5 protein-coding genes are annotated in these 15,143 nt (G+C 72.6%); all 5 read right to left on the bottom strand.

The features are described from left to right. Nucleotides 1-61 precede the first annotated feature (61 nt). Complete coding sequence (locus tag AB0M35_RS14955) at nucleotides 62-4,876, bottom strand: condensation domain-containing protein (RefSeq protein ID WP_363745713.1); 4,815 nt, start codon at nucleotides 4,874-4,876, stop codon at nucleotides 62-64. A 149-nt stretch (nucleotides 4,877-5,025) separates the two neighbouring features. Next, nucleotides 5,026-6,849: a non-ribosomal peptide synthetase gene (locus AB0M35_RS14950; RefSeq protein ID WP_363745513.1), complete on the bottom strand. Its 1,824-nt coding sequence runs from the start codon at nucleotides 6,847-6,849 to the stop codon at nucleotides 5,026-5,028. A 7-nt stretch (nucleotides 6,850-6,856) separates the two neighbouring features. Further along, nucleotides 6,857-7,891: a TauD/TfdA family dioxygenase gene (locus AB0M35_RS14945; RefSeq protein WP_363745511.1), complete on the bottom strand. Its 1,035-nt coding sequence runs from the start codon at nucleotides 7,889-7,891 to the stop codon at nucleotides 6,857-6,859. Between the two features lie 29 nt (nucleotides 7,892-7,920). Further along, nucleotides 7,921-8,733: an alpha/beta fold hydrolase gene (locus tag AB0M35_RS14940; RefSeq protein ID WP_363745509.1), complete on the bottom strand. Its 813-nt coding sequence runs from the start codon at nucleotides 8,731-8,733 to the stop codon at nucleotides 7,921-7,923. A 26-nt stretch (nucleotides 8,734-8,759) separates the two neighbouring features. Continuing rightward, complete coding sequence (locus AB0M35_RS14935) at nucleotides 8,760-15,089, bottom strand: amino acid adenylation domain-containing protein (protein ID WP_363745507.1); 6,330 nt, start codon at nucleotides 15,087-15,089, stop codon at nucleotides 8,760-8,762. Nucleotides 15,090-15,143: the final 54 nt, after the last annotated feature.

Below are 15,143 nucleotides of genomic sequence, written 5' to 3'. Positions count from 1 at the left end.
CAGCACACCACCGGGGTAGCGGCAGTCGGCGCGGCAGGATGCTCCCGCCTGCGGGCAGGTGTCAGCGCACGCCGGCCCGACGGCGCAGGGTAGGCCGGGCCGGCGTCACGGTGGCCGTCAGCCGCTCCACCAGCGCCGACACGGTCGGTGCCTGGAACACGTCCCGGATCGTCACCTCGACCGACAACGTCGATCGGATCCGGTTGACCAGGCGTACCGCCAGCAGCGAGTGCCCGCCGATGCGGAAGAAGTTGTCGTCGGGACCGACCGGGCGCCCGCCGAGCAGCTCCGAGAAGATGTCCCGCAGCACCTGCTCACGCGGATCCCGGTCGGCCCGCCCGGCACCGGTGTCCTGCGGTCCGGGCAGCGCCGAATGGTCGAGCCGGCCGTCCGGGGTCAGCGGTACCGCCGCCAGCACCACGACCCGTGCCGGCACCAGCTGATCCGGCAGGAGCTGCGCGACGTGCCGCCGCACCTGGGCGACGTCGACCGACGACGCCGGCGTCCTCGGCACCACGTAGGCCGCCAACTGCTCCCCGGCCACGGGGTCGGCCAGGACGGACACCGCGGCCCAACGCACCGACGGATGGCTGATCAGCGCTGCGCTCACCCGCTGCGGGTCGACCGGTACCCCGTTGCAGGTCGGCGCGACGACCGGTCCGTGCACCCGCAGACCACCGTCGGCGGACCAACTCGCCGAGGTGCCGGTGGCGAACATCCGACCACCACCGGCATCGGCGACGAACCGTGCGGCGGTGGCACCAACCCTGCCCGGGTAGCCGTCGGCGAGTCCGGGACCGCACAGGTACAGCTCGCCCCGGACACCGGCGGGCACCGGCCGCAGCCGATCGTCGAGGACATGGCAGCGCAGCCCGTCCTGGGCCACCGGCACGTCCGGCCCGGTCGGCGGCGCGTCGACCAGCCGGCCCAGCGCCCACCATCCGGCCTCGACGCCGCCGAATCCGTGCACCAGCCGCAGCGCCGGGAAACGATCGCGGACCAGGGCCAGGTGGGCTGCCGTCGCACGGCCGGAGGTGACCAGGAGTTGCCGCAGCCGGGTCAGCACCTGCGGGTGTTCCTCGACGAGCAGCGCGAACAGCTCCGCGGTCACCGCGAGGCTGGTGACGCCCTGCCCGGCGACCAGTTCCGCCAGCCGGGCGGCCGACGGCAGGGCCGGTGCCGGCAGCACACAGGTCGCGCCGGTGCTCAACGCCGACCACAGCGGCATCAGGAACTCGCCACCGGCGGGAGCGGCCCACCCCAGCCACACCTGAGCGGGATCGGTGTCGAGGTCGGCCCGCTGCGCCGCGCCGACCAGCGCCCGATGCGGGTACCGCACCGCACGCGGCCCGTCCGGCCCGTCGGTGACCAGCACGACGGCACCGTCGCCGGGATCACGCGGTCCGGGCGCGGCGACGGCCGGTCGCTCGCGCCAACCGTCCACGTCGGTCAGCACCGTACGGGCGACGCGCAGCCCGGCCAACCGGGTGGCCCGCTGCGACGTGGTGAGCACGGCGGCGAGCCCGACGGTACCGGCGTGGGCGGCCAGCCGGTCGTCGGTTGCTGCCGGGTCGAGCGGCAGGTACGCCGCCCCGGCCCGCAGCGCGGCGAGGACGGCCACCGCCAGCGTCGGACCGGCCTCCAGGAGCACACCGACGGTGTCACCCCGACGAACGCCGAGCGCGGCCAGGTGCGCGGCCAGCCGGTCGGCGTCGGCGTCCAGTTCGGCGTACCGGATCCGGTCGGCCCCGGACACCACCGCGACGGCCTGGGGAGTGGCTGCGGCGTGCGCCGCGACCAGTTCGGCGAGCCCGGCCGGCTCGGATCGGCAGCCGTGGTCGGCCGTGAAGTCGTAGCGCCGGTGCTCGGCGGGGGTGAGGATGTCGAGGTCATCGATCCGGGTGCCGGGGTCGGCGGTCACCGCGCGCAGCAGTTGGGCGAACCGCTCGGCCAGCAGCGCGGCCGTGGCCGGGTCGAACAGGTCGGCGGCATACTCCAGCACACCCTTGAGGCCGTTGGGCACACCCCCGTCGAGGTCCTCCCGTACCGCCAGGGTCAGGTCGAACTTCGCGGTGCCGGTGGCGAACGGGACCTCGGTGCCGGCCAGGGCGCTCGGGCCGGCCGTGCCGTTCTGTGCGGTACCGGTGTTCTGCAGGACCAGGGTGACCTGGAACAGGGGGTGGTGTGCGGTGCTGCGGGTGGGGTTGAGTTCTTCGACGAGGCGTTCGAAGGGGAGGTCTTGGTTGTCGTAGGCGGCGAGGTCGGTGTCGCGGACGCGGGTGAGTAGTTCGGTGAAGGTGGGGTTGCCGGTGAGGTCGGTGCGGAGGACGAGGGTGTTGACGAAGAAGCCGACGAGGTTGTCGAGGGCTTCGTCGTTGCGTCCGGCGACGACCGTACCGATGGGGATGTCGGTGCCGGAGCCCATCCGGGACAGCAGCGCGGCCAGCGCGGCCTGCAACACCATGAACACCGTCGTACCGCTCTCGCGCGCCGTTCGCAGCACCGCCCGGTGCAGTTCCGCGTCCATTCCGAAGGGCACCACGTCACCGCGGTGGCTGGCCTGGGCGGGTCGGGGCCGGTCGGTGGGCAGGTCGAGGACCTGCGGTGCACCGGCGAGCGTGGTCCGCCAGAAGTCGAGCTGCCGGGCCAGCGCGCTGTCCGGGTCCCCGGCGCCGCCGAGCAGGTCGCGTTGCCAGAGCGTGTAGTCGGCGTACTGCACGGGCAGCGGCTCGAAGTCCGGTGCGGTACCGGCCAGCCGTGCCTCGTAGGCGACGGCGAGATCCCGCAGCAACGGCCCGGTCGACCAGCCGTCACCGGCGATGTGGTGCACCAGTACCACCAGCAGCTGACCGCCGTCGGAAAGGCGCAGCAACCAGACCCGGAACGGGATCTGGGTGCCGAGGTCGAAGACGTGCCCGGTCACCGCGTCGATCACCCCGGGCAGGTCGGCGACCGGCACGTCCAGCACGGTCACCTCGGGCTGGGCCCGGTCCAGCACGACCTGGCACGGCTCACCGTCGATGACCGCGTAGACGGTGCGCAGCACCTCGTGTCGGTCCGTCACGTCACGGACCGCCTCGGTCAGTGCCGACGGTTGCAGCGGCCGGTGCAGGCGCAGCACCACCGGGATGTTGTACATCCGGCTTGCCCCGCCCATCTCGTCGAGGAACCACAGCCGGCGTTGTGCGTACGACAGCGGCAGCAGGTCCGGCCGTACCGTAGGGGTCAGCGGCGGGCGTGCTCCGCTTCCGGCCAGCGCCCCGATCCGGCGGTCCAGGCCGGCCACGGTGGGGTCCAGGAAGAAGTCCCGCAGCCCGACCTCCACACCCAGCACCGCCCGGACCCGGTTGACCAGTTTGATGGCGAGCAGCGAGTGTCCGCCACGGCGGAAGAAGCTGTCGTTTCGGCCGATGCGGTCCACGCCCAGTGCGGCGGCGAACAGGCCGCAGAGGATCTCCTCCCGCAGGCTCACCGGCCCGTCGTCCGGTAGCTCCGGCCTGCGTACGTGTGGTGCGCTGACGCGGGAGATCCGCTCGGCGAACCCGGCGCTCTCGGTGTCGGTGACCACGTCGAGGGCACCGACCGTGGTGGTCGGGGCGACCGCGACGGCCCGCAACAGCCGCAGGTACACGCCGAGCATCGACTCCACCGTGGCCCGGTCGAACAGGTCCACCGGGTACTGGAACTCCACCTGCACGCCGGTCGGCGTGCCGTCGGTGTCGCGCATCTCGGTGCAGTAGACGGTCAGGTCGAACTTGGCCACGTCGAGGTCGACCGGACGGGTCTCGGCGGGCAGGTCGCCGAGGCGCAGTTCGGTCGGGGTGTGCGAACCGACGGTCAGCATCACCTGGAACAACGGGTGGGCTCCCGGTGTCCGGGCCGGGTTGAGGTGCTCCACCACCAGGTCGAACGGCACCTCCTCGTGGGCGTACACGGCCAGGTCCGCGTCGCGTACGCGGGCCAGGAGATCGACGAAGCCCGGGTCGCCGGAGACGTCGGTACGCAGCACCACCGTGTTGGCGAAGAAGCCGACGAGATCGTGCAGAGCCTCGTCGGAGCGGCCGGCGACCGGAGCGCCGATCGGCACGTCGGTACCGGCGCCTATGCGGGAAAGGGCGGCGGCCAGGGCGGCTTGCAGGGTCATGAACGTGCTGGCTCGCTGGGCGCGGGAGAGCTCGACCAGGCGGCGGTGGGTGTCCGCGTCGAGCAGGCCGGTGACGGTGCCGCCGCGCCCGGAGGCGTCCCCCGTGCGGGACCGGTCGAACGGTAGCGGCAGCACCGGCGGCGAACCGGCCAGGTTCTCCCGCCACCAGGCCAGTGACGTGGCCAGTTCGCTGTCCGGGTCGTCCGCCTGCCCGAGCAGTTCCCGCTGCCAGAGCGTGTAGTCGGCGTACTGTACGGGCAGCGGCTCCCAGCCCGGCGCGGTGCCGGCCAGACGGGCCTGGTACGCCTCGGACAGGTCGCGCAGCAACGGGGCGATGGACGCCCCGTCCGTGGCGATGTGGTGCAGCAGCAGCACCAGCACCGACTCGTCGGGTCCGCCGACGAACAGCCGGGCCCGCAGCGGGGGCTCCTCGGCCAGGTCGAAGGTGCCGGCGCAGAAGCGCCGCACCTGGGCCTCGACCTCGTCCGGCGCACAATGCCGGACCGGAACCGTGACGGCGGTCCCGGTGACGACCCGCTGCACCGGCTCGCCGCCGACCATCGCGAACACGGTACGCAGAACCTCGTGCCGGTCGACCACATCGGTGAGCGCCGCCGCCAGCACCTCGGGGTCGGGCACCCCGGTCAGGGCCAGCACCACCGGCGCGTTGTAGGTCGACGACGGGCCTTCCAACCGGTTGAGGAACCACAACCGGCGTTGCGCGTACGACATCGGAATCACGGGGAACTCCTCCTGCTCGGCCACGACCCGACTACCGCCGCGCAGCCGTGGTACTCACGAAAGTCAGTGTCCGGATAGGGATCGGCGTGCGAGCTGTCCGAGCAGGCCGGTACAGCTCGCACGCCGGTGGTACGTGCCGGTCAGGCCGAGGCCGACGGCTCCAGCCGGGCTTCGATGGCCCGAGCCAGGTCCCGCAGTCGCGGGTTCTCGTAGACGGCGCGGATGGGCAGACTCAGGCCGAGTTCCGCGCGGACCCGGGAGACCAGCTTGATCGCCAGCAGCGAGTGGCCGCCGAGCTTGAAGAAGTTGTCCTCGGCGCTGATCGACGGCTGTCGCAGCACCTGGGACCAGACCCGGGCGATGAGCTCCTCGACCGGGCCGGTCGGGGAGACACCGGACGGCACCTGCGGTGCGGGGGCGAGCGTGGGTGCGGGCAGGGCCGCCCGATCGAGCTTGCCGCTGTTGGTCCTCGGGAAGCGCTCGACGCCGACGAATGCGCCCGGCACCATGTACCCGGGCAGGCTGCGCGCCGTCCACTCCCGCAGCGCCGCCGCGTCCACCGGCGCGGACTGCCGGTAGTAGGCGACGAGCAGCTGCCCGTCCTCCTCGCGGACCAGCACGGCCGTCTCGGCCACCGCCGGGTGGGCGCCGAGCACCGACTCGATCTCGCCCAGCTCCATCCGGTGACCGCGTACCTTCACCTGGCTGTCGACCCGGCCGAGGAACTCCAGCCGGCCGTCGGGCAGCTGCCGGCAGCGGTCCCCGGTGCGGTACATCCGGGTGCCGTCATCGGAGTCGAGGTCGGCGACGAACCGCTCGGCGGTCAGACCGGGACGGCGGCGGTAGCCGCGACCGACCCGCGACCCGGCCAGGTAGAGCTCACCGACCTCGCCGGAGGCGACCGGGGTCAGGGCGTCGTCGAGGACCCGCAGCCGCAGGCCGGGCAGGACGGTGCCGATGTGCGGGGCCCGGTCCGAGGTGATCTGGCCGACGGTGGCGTCGACGGTGCACTCGGTCGGCCCGTACGCGTTGACCGCGCGCAGGATCCCGGCGTCGACCAACTCGGCGAGCCGGCCCCACAGGGTCGGGCTGATCGGTTCGCCACCGACGATCAGGGTCAGCGGTCGGCCCTCGGCGCCGCGCGGGGAGGCGGCCAGGTGCTCCAGCAGCATCTCCAGGTGCGATGGGGTGATGTCCAGGTCGGTGAGGGGATGCCGTTCGACGAGCGCGCCGAGCAGCGCCGGGTCGGTACGGGTCTGCTCGTCGAGCACCACCACGGTGTCGCCCCGGCAGATGCGTATCCACTGCTGCACCGACGCGTCGAAGGAGGGCGAGGCGTTCCAGCCGACCGTACCGGGGCCGGGGCGTACGACCCCGGTGGACTCCAGTTCGGCCAGCAGCGACGCGAGCGCGCCCCGGCTGATCTCGACACCCTTGGGGCGGCCGGTGGAGCCGGAGGTGTAGATGACGTACGCGAGGGTGTCCGGGCCGACCGGCACGGGCGCGTACCCGGTGTCCGGGCCGCCGTCGGGCGTGGTCAGTGCCGCCAGGGACACCTGCGGGGCCGATGCGCTCAGTGTCTCGACGTCCCCGTCGACGATCAGCAGGTCGGCGCGGGCGTCGTCGACGAGGTACCGGCGCCGGTCGACGGGCAGTTGCGGGTCGACCGGCAGGTATGCCGCGCCCGCGGTCAGTGTGCCGAGCAGCGCGGCCACCAGGTCGACACCACGGGGTAGGCAGAGGGCGACGACGCTTTCGGGACCGACGCCGCGTGCGGCGAGCCGGCGGGCGACGAGGCCGGCCCGCTCCCGCAGCTGCCCGAAGGTGAGGCTGGTGTCGCCGCAGACGACGGCGACCCGGTCGGCCGGCACACCGGCCAGCCGGTCGAGCAGGTCCCGCGCCGTCACCGCCGCGCAGGTGGCGTCGCAGACGTGGGTACCGGAATCGATCAGTGCACTGGTCATCGTCGTCTCACTTCCCGTCCGACACGGTCGTGGACGGGACGGTCTGCGGGGCGCAGTCGGCCAGCGAGACGGGGTCGCCCATCGCCACCAGGATCTTGCGGGCGCCGGAGAACGCCTCCCGCCCGTGTGCGTTGAGAATGTTGTCGACCATCAGCAGGTCGCCCACGTGCCACGTCTCACGGACGGTCACCTGCTCGTACACGGCGGCGATGGTCTCGACCTCCTCCCTGGTCAGTGCCGAGCCGTCACCGACGTACGTGTCGAACGGCAGCCCGTCGTCGCCGTAGGTGTCCAGCAGCACGTCGCGTACGTCGGGGTCGAGGGTCCACCGGTTCCAGAAGGCGTAGTGGTTGAACCAGGTCCGCTCGCCGGTGACCGGGTGCGTGATGATCGCCGAGCGGCGCTGCCGGGTGCGCAGCTCCCCGTCGTCGAGCCACTCGTAGCCGATCACGTTCTCGTCGCAGTACGCCTGCACGTCGGCCGGGTCGTCGCTGGCGAAACTGGTCTGCCAGGGCAGGCCGGCCAGCTCGGAGTAGTTGCGCACCAGCAGCCAGCCGTGCGCGGCGAAGCGGTCCCGCAGCTCGGCGGGCATGAGGCGCAGCGCCTCGCGCATGTCGCCGACGGTCGTCGCGCCGCCCTCCTCGGGCGCGGTGACGCACCCGAACAGCAGGGTGCCGGGAAAGTCGAGGGTGTAGCTGTTCTCGTTGTGCAGCCGGATCGGCTGGGCGGCGGGCAGGTCGGTGGAGGAGAAGACGCCCTGGCCGAAGTCGGTCCGTGGGGTGGCCTTCTCCCGGTAGCCGGTACGTTGCGGCATCAGGACGTCGCGGACCCGGGCGAAGTCGGTGGTGTCCCCGACGGGCAGGCCACGGATCATCAGGCTGCCGCTGCGGAGCAGTTCGGCGCGGATCGCCGCGCGCTGCGCGGTGAGCCACTCGACGGCGTCGTCGAGACGGTCGAACGACGGGGTGACGAGGACGGCCGGCTTGCCCGATTCGTGGCGCACGTCGAGGGGGACTACGGGCGCTTGGACGGTGAGGGACATCGAGATCCTCCTGAACGAGGTGGAGTGGGTCAGGCGAATTCGGGCCGGACGGCAGGGCCGTCGAGGACACCGGTGACCAGCGTGAGAAAGGCTTCGAGCTGGTCGTTGAAGTAGAAGTGGCCGCCGGGCAGCACGTGGGTGGTGACGGGCCCTCCGGTGATCTCGGCCCAGCGGCCGAGGGCGTCGGCCGGCACCACCGGGTCGGTGCTGCCGCCGAACACGACCACCGGGCAGGTCAACGGTGCCGCTGGCGGGCTGTGGTAGGCGTCGTCGATGGCGAAGTCGGCGCGGATCGACGGCAGCACCAGCTCCCGCAACTCCGGCTCGTCGAGGATGCCGTTCTCCGTGCCGCCCCGCTCCTTGATCGCGGCGACCAGGGCGTCGTCGTCGAGCTTCTCCGGGTGCACCGGGCTCGGGTTGACCAGGAACGGGGCCCGGCAGGCGGAGACGATCAGGGCGCGCGGCGGGCGACCGGCGTCGGTCAGGGCGCGGGCGACCTCGTACGCGACGAGGGAACCCATGCTGTGTCCGAGCACGACGAGGTCGTCGGTGTCGGCGGGTATGCTGGCCAGGACCGGGCCGACCAGGTCGGCCATCGTCTCCGGCAGCGGCTCGCTGAACCGGGCACCCCGGCCGGGGTACTGCCCGACGAGCAGGCGTACACCGTCGGGTAGCAGGTCCCGCCAGGGTGCGTAGGCGTGTGCGTTGCCGCCGGAGTGCGGCAGCACCAGCAGCGACGTGTGGTGCGGGGCGTCCCCGTCACCGCCGGGCAGTACCCAGACGACGTCGTCGGGGGCGGGCGCCGGCATCGCGCCGGCCGGGTCGAAGGGGGCATGGTCCACGGTGCGCTCCATTCCTGGTCGAGGGGTCAGGTGCTCTGCTGGCCGGTCGGCAGCGGCCTGCCCGCTTCGGTGCGTCGGCGCAGCGTCGGGCGGCTGCGGGCCGGTGCGGCCGAGGGCAGCTGCGCGGCGAGCGCGGCGATGGTGGGGGCCTGGAAGATGTCGCGGATGGTGAGTTGGGCGCCGAGGATCCCGCAGACGCGGGCGGCGAGTTTCGCGGCGAGCAGGGAATGGCCGCCGAGGTCGAAGAAGTTGTCGTCGATGCTGACGGCCGGCACGCCGAGGATCTCCGCGTACACCCCGCAGAGGATCTCCTCGCGGGCGTCGCGCGGTGCCCGGCCGGTGCCGGCGGTGGGGGTGAACTCCGGCTCGGGCAGGGCCCGCCGGTCGAGTTTGCCGTTGGGGGTCAACGGCATCCGGTCCAGCGCGACCACGGCGGCGGGCACCATGTGCTCGGGCAGCCGCTCCCGCAACCACGGTCGCAGGCTCGCCGGGTCGGCGTCGCCGACGACGTAGGCGATCAGGCGCATGGTTCCGGTCGGGTCGGCTGCGGCGACCACGGCGGCCTGTGCGACCCGGTCGTGGCCGCGCAGCACCGACTCGATCTCGCCGGGCTCGACCCGGAAGCCCCGTACCTTCACCTGGCCGTCGATGCGGCCGGCGAACTCCAGCTGCCCGTGCGCCGTCCACCTGGCCAGGTCACCGGTGCGGTAGAGGCGGTCACCCGGGCCACCGAACGGGTCGGGGACGAAACGCTGCGCGGTCAGGCCGGGCTGGTTCAGGTAGCCGTGCGCGAGGCCGACCCCCGCCAGGTACACCTCACCGACGACACCGACCGGCGCCGGTCGCAGCCGGTCGTCCAGGACGTACGCCCGCTTGTTCGCCACCGCCCGGCCCACCGGCACGCTGCTCGCGTCGCCGATCTCGGCGGGCACGTCGTAGACGGTGGTGAAGCCCATCGACTCGGCCGGCCCGTAGGCGTTGCCGACCCGCAGGTCCGGGTAGCGGGCCAGGATCCGGGCCACGTGTCCCACCGACGACGTCTCGCCGCCGGTGAACGCGTACCGGACCCCCTCGAACGCCTGCGGGTACTCGTCCACGAGCAGGTTGAACAGGCCCGAGGAGAGCTGAAGCATCGTGATGCGGTGCTCGCGGACGAGCGTGGCTATCAGGGCCGGTTCGGGGCGCTGTCCGGGTTGCAGCACACACGTACCGCCGAAGAGCAGGGCTCCCCAGAACTCCAGCGAGAACGCGTCCCAGGACACCGGTGAGCATTGGAGGAACACCTCGTCCGGGCCGAAGCCGGCGTAGCTCTGGCCGGCGAGGGTGCCGACCAGGGCGCGATGCGAGGCCAGGATGCCCTTCGGCGTACCGGTGGATCCGGAGGTGAACATCACGCACGCCGCGTCGGCCGGGCCGACGGGCGCACCCGGGTCGGTGGCCGGCTGGGCGGCGATCATCGTGGCGTCGGTGTCCACCCGTACCACTGCGGCGTCGGTGGTGATCCGCTCGGCCAGCGCCCCGCGGCTGACCAGGGCGGCGGCGCCGGTCTCGGCGAATATCCGGTGCAGCCGCTCGTCGGGGAACTCCGGGTCCAGCACCGCGTACGCCGCACCGGTCTTCACGACCGCGACGACCGCGACCGCGAAGTCCAGGCCCCGTTCCAGCAGCACGCCGACCACGTCGCCGCGGCGCACGCCGGCCGCGCTCAGGTGCCGCGCCAACCGGTTCGCCGCAGCGTCCAGTTCGCCGTAGGTCAGCGCGGCGGCTTCGCAGCGCAGCGCCACCGCGTGCGGGTCGGCCGCCACCTGAGCGGTGAACCGGGCCGCCAGCGACTCGTCGGGGACCTCGACTGCGGTGGTGTTCCAGTCGTGGACGACCGCCGACCGCTCCACCGGGTCGAGGGCGTCGACCTCGTCGACGGGACGGGACGGGTCGGCGAGCACCTGCCGCAGCGTGCGCTCCAGGGCGGCGACCAACCGCTCGACGGTGGCCTCGTCGAAGATCGCCGTGCGGTAGACCAGGCCGCCGCCGATGCCGTCGGCACCCTCGTCGCGTAGCAGGAACTCCAGGTCGAACTTTGCCGCGCCGGTGACGACGACGCTGCCGCGTTCGCAGCGCAGACCGGGCAGGCTCAACTCGGCGTCGGTGGCGTCGTCGAAGCCCAGGCAGATCTGGAACAGCGGGTGCCGGGCGAGCGAGCGTACCGGATTGAGGTCCTCCAGCAGCAGGTCGAACGGGAGCTCCTGGTGGGCGAAGGCGTCCAGGTCCGCACCCCGTACCCGCACCAGCAGGTCGGCGAAGGACGGGTTGCCGGAGGTGTCGGTGCGCAACACGACGGTGTTGACGAAGAAGCCGACGAGTGGGGCCAGGGCCTCGTCGGAGCGACCGGCGACCGGGGTGCCGATGGCGATGTCGGTGCCGGAGCCGTAGCGGCGCAGCGTCAGGGCCAGCGCGGCCTGTAGCACCATGAAGGCGGTGCACCGCTGCTCCCGTGCCACCTCGCGGATCCGGCGGGCCAGCTGGGCGTCGATCCGGACCGGCACGGCGCCACCGGAGTGGTCGGCGACCGCCGGCCGGGGCCGGTCCAGTGGCAGGACGGTCTCCTCGGGCAGCCCGGCGAGTGCCTGACGCCAGAACCGCAGATCGGTGTGGTGCGTGCTGTCCGGGTCGTCGCGGTCGCCGAGCACGGCCCGTTGCCAGAGCGCGTAGTCGGCGTACTGCACGGCCAGCGGCGCCCGGTCGGGGGCCCGGCCGGCACGCCGGGCGGCGTACGCGGTGGCCAGGTCGTCGAGAAGTGGGCGCAGCGACTGCCCGTCGGTGGCGATGTGGTGCAGCAGGATCAGCAGCACGTACTTCTCGTCGCCGAGCTCGAAGAGAGTGACCCGCAGCGGCGGTTCGGCGGCGAGGTCGAAGACGTGCCCGGCGGCTGCGGTGAGCTGCCGGTCGAGGTCGTCGGAGGCCACCGCACGTTGCGTCACATGGACCGGCTTCGGTGCCAGGATTCGCTGGTACGGCTGGCCGTCGACGGCGGTGATGACGGTCCGCAGCACCTGGTGCCGGTCGACCAGGTCGGTGAGCGCTGCGGTGAGGGCGGCGACGTCCAGGTCCCCGTGCAGGTGGAAGGCCATCGGCACGTTGTAGGTGGTGCCCGGTCCCTCCATCGAGTCGATGAGCCAGAGGCGGCGCTGCGCGTACGACAGCGGCGGCTGATCACCGTGCGCTGCGGCGACGAGAGCGGGTCGGGCCCGGGCCGTACCGGTGGCGGGCAGGCTCGCCGTGAGGGCGGCGATGGTGGGGGACTGGAAGATGTCGCGGATGCTCAACTCGACGCCGAGTACGGCCCGCGTCCGCGCGGCGAGCCGGGCGGCGAGCAGCGAGTGCCCGCCCAGGTCGAAGAAGCTGTCGTCCACCCCGACCCCGGTGACCCCGAGGACCTCGGCGTAGAGGCCGCACAGGATCTCCTCCCGGGCATCGCGGGGGGCCCGGCGGGTCGCCGGACCGGCACCGAACTGCGGCTCCGGCAGGGCCCGCCGGTCGACCTTGCCGTTGGCGGTCAACGGGATCCGGTCCAGCAACACCACGACACTGGGCACCATGTGCTCCGGCAGCCGCTGCCGCAGCCACCCCGTCAGCGTGGCCCCGTCGGTCCCGGCGTTCCTCGCCACCACGTACGCGACCAGGCGTAGCGTGCCGTTGCCGTCCGGCGACGCCAGCACCACGGCCTGCGCGACGTCGGCGTGGCCCAGCAGGGCCGCCTCGACCTCGCCCGGTTCCACCCGGAAGCCGCGCACCTTCACCTGGCCGTCGATCCGACCGACGAACTCCAACTGTCCGGCGGCCGACCAGCGGGCCACGTCGCCGGTGCGGTACAGGCGCTGCCCGTCGCCGCCGAACGGGTCCGCCACGAACCGCTGCGCGGTCAGACCCGCCTGATTCAGGTAACCGTCGGCCAGACCCACGCCGGCCAGGTAGACCTCGCCCGCGACACCGACCGGCACCGGTCGCAGGTGCCGGTCCAGCACGTACGCCCGCTTGTTCGCCACCGCCCGGCCCACCGGGACACCCACACCGGTGAAACCCGCCGGCACGTCGAACGTCGTGGTGAACCCCATCGACTCCGCCGGCCCGTAGGCGTTGGCCACCCGCAGGTGCGGATGGCGGGCCGACACCCGTTCGACGTGCGGACCGGACGAGGGCTCACCTCCCGTGAACGCCACCCGGACCCCGGCGAAGACCTCGGGGTACTCGTCGACCAGGACGTTGAACAGACCGGAGGACAACTGAAGCATCGACACCCCGTGCGCCGGCACCAGCGCGGCGATCACGGCGGGGTCGGGACGCTGCCCCGGATGCAGGACGCACACGCCGCCGAACAGCAGCGCGCCCCAGAACTCCAACGAGAACGCGTCCCACGACACCGGTGAGCACTGGAGGAACACCTCGCCGGGGCCGAACGTCGCGTAACGCTGACCACGCACCGTCCCCACCAGGGCCCGATGCGGCGACAACACCCCCTTCGGTGCCCCGGTCGATCCGGACGTGAACATCACGCACGCCACGTCGCCCGGGTCGACCTGCGGCTGCGGGTAGAGGTCGGCGCAACCGGCGATGGTCGTGGCATCGGTGTCCACTTGCACCGTCGGGCAGGCCGCGTCGACCCGGGACGCCAACGCCTCGCAGGTCACCAGCGCCGCGGCGGCCGTCTCCCGTACGACGACGTCCAACCGCTCGTCGGGAAAGTCAGGATCCAGAATCGAGTAGGCGGCACCGGTGCGCGTCACCGCGATCACCGCGACCGCGAAGTCGATGCCCCGCTCCAGCAGCACCCCGACCACGTCACCCCGGCCGACCCCCATCGACAGCAGGTGGTTGGCCAGCCGCCCGGACTGCTCCGCCAGTTCCCCGTACGACAGGACAACCCCGCCGTAGACCAGGGCCGGCGCCTGCGGGCTTGCCGCCGCCTGCTCGGTGAACAGATCCGCCAACGACCGGTCCGCCACCGCTACGGCGGTCGTGTTCCACTCCCGCAGCACCAGGTCGCGTTCCGCCGCGTCCAGGGCCTCGATCTCGGCGACCGTGACGCCGGGGCGACCGGTCATGTTCGCCAGGATCCGGTGGAAGGTGCGCTGGTACGCGTCGAGGTCCAGCACCTGGGTGTACGCGGTGTCGGTACTGACGTCGATGCGCAGACCGCCCTCGGGGTGGTGGGTGACGGTCAACCCCACGTCCTCGATGGTTCCGCCGGTGGACAGGAGGTGGTACCGGGCCGGCAGACCCGCGAAGTCGTCATGTTCGTCCCCGGCCACAAAGTTGATCACCGGCCCGAAGTGGCGCCCCTGATCAGCGGCCCAACCCAGGTCGCGCCGCAGGTCATCGGCGTTGTACCGCTGGTGCCACTGGGCCCGCAGGGCCTGCTGAGCGACCCGGGCCGCCAGTTGCTCCGCGGACTGCGCCGGATCGACCCGGCAGTAGAGCGGCAGGATGTTCGCCATCATCCCGGGCGTGGCGGTCGACCGGGGGTCCAACCGTCCCGGCAGCGGCAGGCCGAGCAGGACGTTGTCGTCGCCGGTCCACATCCGCCGGTGCAGCACCGCGGCGGTGATGAGGGCCTGCTGCCAGGTGGTGCCGGCCCGCTGCGCGAACCCGCGCAGACGGTCGAATCCCGGCCCGTCCAACCGGGTAACCTGCCGGGTGACCCGGTTGGCGGGTCTACCTGCCGGGGCGGGCGGCGTGTACGCCACGTCGGCCATCAGCTTGCGCCAGTAGGCGGCGTCCCGTTGCTGTGCCCGGGAGCCGACATACCGGGCCTGGTCGTCGAGTACGGCGGTGAACGAACCCAGCGGTGCTCCGGTTCCGTCACGGTCCGTCACCAGCCCGGTGTACAACTCGGCGGCCCGCCGGCGGATGACCGTCGCGCTGTAGCCGTCCTGAATGAGGTGGTGTGCCCGCAGGTACCACAGGAAGTGTTGCGGGCCGAGCCGGTAGATCTCGTGCTGGAACAGGCGGTCGTGCTCCAGGTCGAGAGGCCGGTTCAGGTCGTCGTGCATGTGCCGCAGCGCCACGGCCCGTGGATCGGCCTCGGCGCTCACGTCCACCAACCGGGGAGTGAAATCCGGTACCGGCCCGACCCGCTGCGTCGGCGTACCGTCGACCTCGGTGAAGCGCAGCCGCAACGTCTCGTCCTCGCGGACCAGCGCGCACACCGCGGCGATCAGCGCGTGCGGGTCGAGCTGACCCTGGATTTCCAGGTAGCCGGCCATGTTGTGGACCGGATTGCCCGGATCGATCCGTTGGGCGTACCAGACGCCCCGCTGCGCCGCGTTGAGCGGACGCGAGCCGGTGGACGGATCGGACATGGTGGAACCCCCATCTGGACACGCGATGCGGAAACGGACGGACGAACGACGACC

The organism is Micromonospora sp. NPDC051196 (assembly GCF_040682415.1).
Lineage (GTDB): Bacteria > Actinomycetota > Actinomycetes > Mycobacteriales > Micromonosporaceae > Micromonospora.
Note: the sequence above shows the minus strand (reverse complement) of the source record. Positions and strands in the feature narration are given on the sequence as shown.

Excerpts from the sequence above, each read along its gene's own strand:
- AB0M35_RS14955 (WP_363745713.1), bottom strand. The coding sequence starts at position 4,876 with ATGTCGTACGCGCAACGCCGGTTGTGGTTCCTCAACCGGTTGGAAGGC.
- AB0M35_RS14950 (WP_363745513.1), bottom strand. The coding sequence starts at position 6,849 with ATGACCAGTGCACTGATCGATTCCGGTACCCACGTCTGCGACGCCACC.
- AB0M35_RS14945 (WP_363745511.1), bottom strand. The coding sequence starts at position 7,891 with ATGTCCCTCACCGTCCAAGCGCCCGTAGTCCCCCTCGACGTGCGCCAC.
- AB0M35_RS14935 (WP_363745507.1), bottom strand. The coding sequence starts at position 15,089 with ATGTCCGATCCGTCCACCGGCTCGCGTCCGCTCAACGCGGCGCAGCGG.